The 4965-nt window shown below is 32.4% G+C and carries 4 protein-coding genes; all 4 read right to left on the bottom strand.

Going from position 1 to position 4965, the window contains the following annotated elements:
* Nucleotides 1-85 precede the first annotated feature (85 nt).
* Nucleotides 86-862, bottom strand: a complete 777-nt coding sequence (locus ACI3VO_RS06115) for an ABC transporter ATP-binding protein (protein ID WP_439757057.1) — start codon at nucleotides 860-862, stop codon at nucleotides 86-88.
* On the bottom strand, nucleotides 841-3087 hold the full coding sequence (locus ACI3VO_RS06110) for an FtsX-like permease family protein (protein ID WP_439757056.1): 2247 nt from the start codon (nucleotides 3085-3087) through the stop codon (nucleotides 841-843). Before ACI3VO_RS06110 ends, ACI3VO_RS06115 begins: the two co-directional genes overlap by 22 nt.
* On the bottom strand, nucleotides 3080-4312 hold the full coding sequence (locus ACI3VO_RS06105) for an MFS transporter (protein WP_439757055.1): 1233 nt from the start codon (nucleotides 4310-4312) through the stop codon (nucleotides 3080-3082). Before ACI3VO_RS06105 ends, ACI3VO_RS06110 begins: the two co-directional genes overlap by 8 nt.
* Before the next feature lie 87 nt (nucleotides 4313-4399).
* Nucleotides 4400-4965, bottom strand: a 566-nt coding sequence (locus tag ACI3VO_RS06100) for a TetR/AcrR family transcriptional regulator (RefSeq protein WP_439757054.1), incomplete at its 5' end; no start/stop codon positions are given.

Below are 4965 nucleotides of genomic sequence, written 5' to 3'. Positions count from 1 at the left end.
ATACAATTCCTTTCATTCTTATTAAATTATATTTTTATAATACTAAAAAAGACGAGCTTTTTAAAGTCCGCCTTTCTCAGTTTAATTACCAGCCCATTTCCATAAGCCATGTATTTACTTTTTCTTCACGCTGTTTTTCTGTACCAATTTCCAATCTGTCCAAAAAAAGCTCTCCACAAATACTACCATCTACTAAATATAAAATTCGGCTGCACTTACTGGCGACCTTGCTATCATGCGTTACCATCAAAATCGTCATACCTTCACGATTAAGCTTTAATAATTCATTCATAACTTCGCCTGCTGCACTCTTATTCAATGCGCCTGTAGGTTCATCTGCAAACAAAATTTCAGGGTGATTTATTATACTTCTGCAAATACAAGCTCTCTGAAGCTGTCCTCCAGAAACCTGTGTAATACTACGCTCTTGCAAATCAGAAACCGATAATTTTTTCATTAACTCTCTAGCAGAATCCTCTAATTCAGCTTTTGATTTTTTCTTCTTATTTACCTTATTCGCCTGTACTGCCGGCAACAAAATATTATCCATTATATTCAGATTGCTCATCATATTCATTTGTTGAAATACAAATCCCATTTTATGTAAACGTAAATTTGATTTTTCATCTTCAGAAAGAGCTGTAATTTCTTTTTCTTTTAACCATACTTTTCCGCTTGATGGTCGATCCATTCCTGCAATGTTGTACAAAAGTGTTGATTTTCCAGAACCAGAGGGTCCCATTATCGCCACCATTTCTCCTAATTTCATTGAAAAAGAAATATTATTTAGTATTTGATTTTTACATAAGTTTTCTACTTTTAATACTTTTTCCATTATATCTATTCCTTTCCTAAACAACATTCAAAGGCTTTGATTTTTTTTATTTCTAAAATTCCAGTCCAAATCGCTATACTCGCCACTACTAAGGAAATAGCAGGAATTAAAAATAACACCTTTTCCCATGCTATGACAAACTCAAAACCATCTGCTCCAAAGGATTTTAGTATAATTCCACATATACTTTCTCCAAAGATATTTCCTATAAGTAAGCCAGATATAATTCCTATTACAGCAGATAAAAGTCCTTTTTCCATGTAAGATTTATTTATACTTTTTGTTGTAAATCCTAGTGCTTTTTGTAAAGAAATAGAATAGCGATTTTTCTCTACAATTAACCTCATAAATAATGTCACCACTACAAAAATTATAAATACTGCAACGCCGATTGCTACTTTTGAAGCTAAGTTTATTTGCTTTAAAGTTTGCCCATAAGTGCCTTCCACATAAGCCTCAATATCCACAACATCTACACCCATTTTACTATAATCCTCTATCCATCTTTCCTTAGATGCAGTTTCATTTAGTGAAACGTATAATATACTCCATATTGTAGGTATATCATCACTACCACTAATATTAATTGCTTTAGCTGTTTTTCCACCGTTAGTAATATCTGAATAAATACCACATACCGTGTAAACTTCTTTTTTATCTCCTACTAACAATTGTAATTTATCATTGATAGATAGACCAAGTTCCTCCGCATTTAAAGTAGACAATGCAATTTCTCCCTCTTTCTTAGGTGATGTTCCTTTTACATAGCTTACGGGAAACACCGTGTGATTTCCTAATTCTACAGTTAAACGTGTACTTGTTCCATCGTCTAAAAAAGCTGAAAAAGATTTAGTTTGAAGTACAGCGTATTTTTCAACTTGCATATCATTTTTCATTCTATTGGAAATTAGTGTTGTCGTTTTATCAATTTCCTCTTTCTGTCTTACATCTATACGTATTTCTCCATCTCCAATCCCCATATATGTCACAAATTTTGGAGAAGAAAGTGTGCTATACAAATTCTGTGGTAAAAGCATTAAAAATGTACAAAATGCGACTACAAAACCAATAAATAAATATTGTCCAATCCATTTTCCTTTTTTATTTTCCTGAACAGAAAACAAAGCCTCTAAAACAGAATATTTTTCTGTCTTTTTCAAATTGTGTAGAATAGAAAAAAGAATGATTGCTTCTACTAAAATTACTGATAATACAGATAATATTTTTACTTTCCAATCATTATCTGAAACACCATACAGATCTTGCATTTGTTTTGCTAAAGGACTTTGAAGCAAATATGCAATGAATAGACCAATAACAGCTCCACATACAGAAAGTAAAATATATTTAGCAAAATACAATTTCCTAATTTCTTTATTTTGTATTCCCAACGCCTTTAGCATACCGACTTCCTTCTTGTCCTTTTCCATTCTCAAAGATAGGATAAATCGAATACAAAGCATTGAAATCAATAATACAACAATACTTATAAAAAAGATTACAAAAATCATCATACCATCAGATAACGCATTGAGCATACGGATAAGAGGCTTCGTAATAGTTGGTCCATTTGCAGGAAGACCTTCTTCAGCATAGGCAGATTCTAAAGTTGCTACATCTGCTTCATCTTGCATTAGAAATTCAATTAAAAATTCTTCCTCACCTTGTTTTTTTATTTTTTCATAATCTATTTTATTTACTAGAAATCGCTTTGAAGAAGACATCATTGAATTCATCTGTGAATCTCTGATGAAACCACCAATAACTAATTCTTCACTGCCAATTTTCATTGTGTCACCGATTTTCAAATTGTATTGAGCTCGATAGCAGACTGGTACATAAACTTCTCCCATAGATACCTCAGGTAATCTATTTTCCATATCTAATAAATAATCAAAACTCTCTCCTTGAACAGTCAAACCATTATCCTGCGTGCTATCTGCAAGGTTATAATCTCCCAAGCTAATCGAGCTATTTTCCAAGTTTAAAAATCTACTAATCTGCCAATCACTTATTTCGGTATGCTCCTCTACAAAATTCAAGATTTCATTTTCATCGAGTGTACCTGCATGCATTTGTAAAAAATCAGGTGTTTTCGCCTCCATCATTAGATTGTCTATAGCCCCTAAAAGATTTGTAAAAAGCAATATCGTAAGAGCAATTAGCATAGCTGAAACAGTCATAAAAATTGTAGTTGTAACAGATAAAAATCTATTATTCTTTATATCATTCCATATCAGTTTTTTAATCATAAGCTCTCCTTTCTAGCATTTTTACGCTTTTAATTGAGTATAGAAATAATGCAGTTATACTTAAAAGAATTCCAGCTAATACAATTACACCTGCTGCACCTCTTCCAACTCCAAATTCAAATTGTATAGCTATTTTATCAGCAGCCATACCAGACACCGCATAAGCCACTACATATCCAATTTGTGATAAAAAGCCAATCATTCCCCATGCTCTACCCTGTAATTCATCTGGAATATTTACTCTGACCAAATAGTCTAAACAATTGTTTATAAACGGTAGTAATGCAAAAAAACAAAAACCGAACAAGCAAATAATATAAATATTCTCTCTTACTCCAATACCTATCATACATATTCCCGATAGAAGTAAAGATTTACATAATATTTTCACGTATTCTTGTTTAATTCCCTTCATGCCGAGAAATAAGCTCGATACCAACATTCCACAGGCACAGAATGTTTCTGCAGTTCCCAATACAACGCTATTCGAAAAATCCAATATTAATGGCTCAATCAAAATCTGTAAAGCTCCCATAAAACAAGTGACTACAGATGACACGATAATCAGAATAAATACACCCTGTTTTTCAGTAATTGCATGCCAACCCTGCTTTAGGCTTTCTTTAAATGACTCTGTATTTTCGATTTTCTTTGAAGCTATTCCCTTTTTTACTATTGCAGTAGTAATTACTGTTAGAATAAATGTACTAATATCGATCAACAATAAAACCTTAATATCGCTAATTGCAAGTAATACACCTGCAATAATTGGAGATATAAGATATCTCGCACTTCCAGCGATACTTACCATACCACTTGCCTTTGAATATTCCTCCTTTGTAAGTAAATCTGTAATTGTAGCACGATAAGATGGTTCTAAAAGTGCTGAAAATACAGAACTTATAAATACACCTATACAAATCTGATAAAGTGCTGCTTGTCCTTGAAGCATACAAATCAAAATATATATAATTCCAAATGCAGAACAACCATCTCCAATTATCATCAATAATCTTCGATCATACCTATCTGCCAGTACACCTGCTGGAATACTAAATAGAAGTGTCGGTAAAAATCCTAATAATGTTACCAATGCCATACTAGCAGCACTCCCAGTTTGATTGAATATATATACACCTAAGCCAAAGCTTGTCAACCCTCCACCAATGGCAGACACCAATTCTCCTGCCCATAGCAACATAAATTTTGAAAAATTACTTTTCATGTAAATACGTCCTCCTTTTATAGACCGTCAGACTGTCGGTTAAAAAGTATAAATAAAGCAAAGAAACTCTTTGTTCCCTTGCTCATTTTATTTATTACTGTGTTGAAAAAGAGGAATAATCGCATCCTTCATACTTCCGTATTCCATTCCCAGCATTCGTTCCACATTATAGATAAAGCCATCTATTTTCTTTTGTCTTTCCTTTTCGCTATATTCTTCCATAGAGTCAAAAGCAATGCAAGAATACAACATAACCATATCTACTACCTCTGCTGGATAATCTGTTTGAAATATTCCTTGTTCAATTCCCTCTTCAATTAAATTTGTAATTAAAGGATTGATACTATCAAGTAGTCTTTCGCGCATTTTCTGATGCATTAAAGCATTTTGTGTTTTATGTACTTGCTCCATAACCTCATAGCCAAGTGCATTGTCGACATTTAATCCCATAATTGCCATAGTAAAACGCTGTAATACAGGTACTTCTTTATTTTTTATAATTACTTTTGCTTTTGTAGCTAACTGATTATTCATTCTTTCAATTATAGCATCTAAAATATCTTCTTTTGATTTAAAGTGATAATATAAAGTACCTCTGGCAATTCCTATTTCCTTTAAAATATCGTTCGTACTCGTGTTGTCAAATCCCTTTA

It is taken from the genome of Intestinibacter sp. (assembly GCF_051866655.1).
GTDB lineage: Bacteria > Bacillota > Clostridia > Peptostreptococcales > Peptostreptococcaceae > Intestinibacter.
Note: the sequence above shows the minus strand (reverse complement) of the source record. Positions and strands in the feature narration are given on the sequence as shown.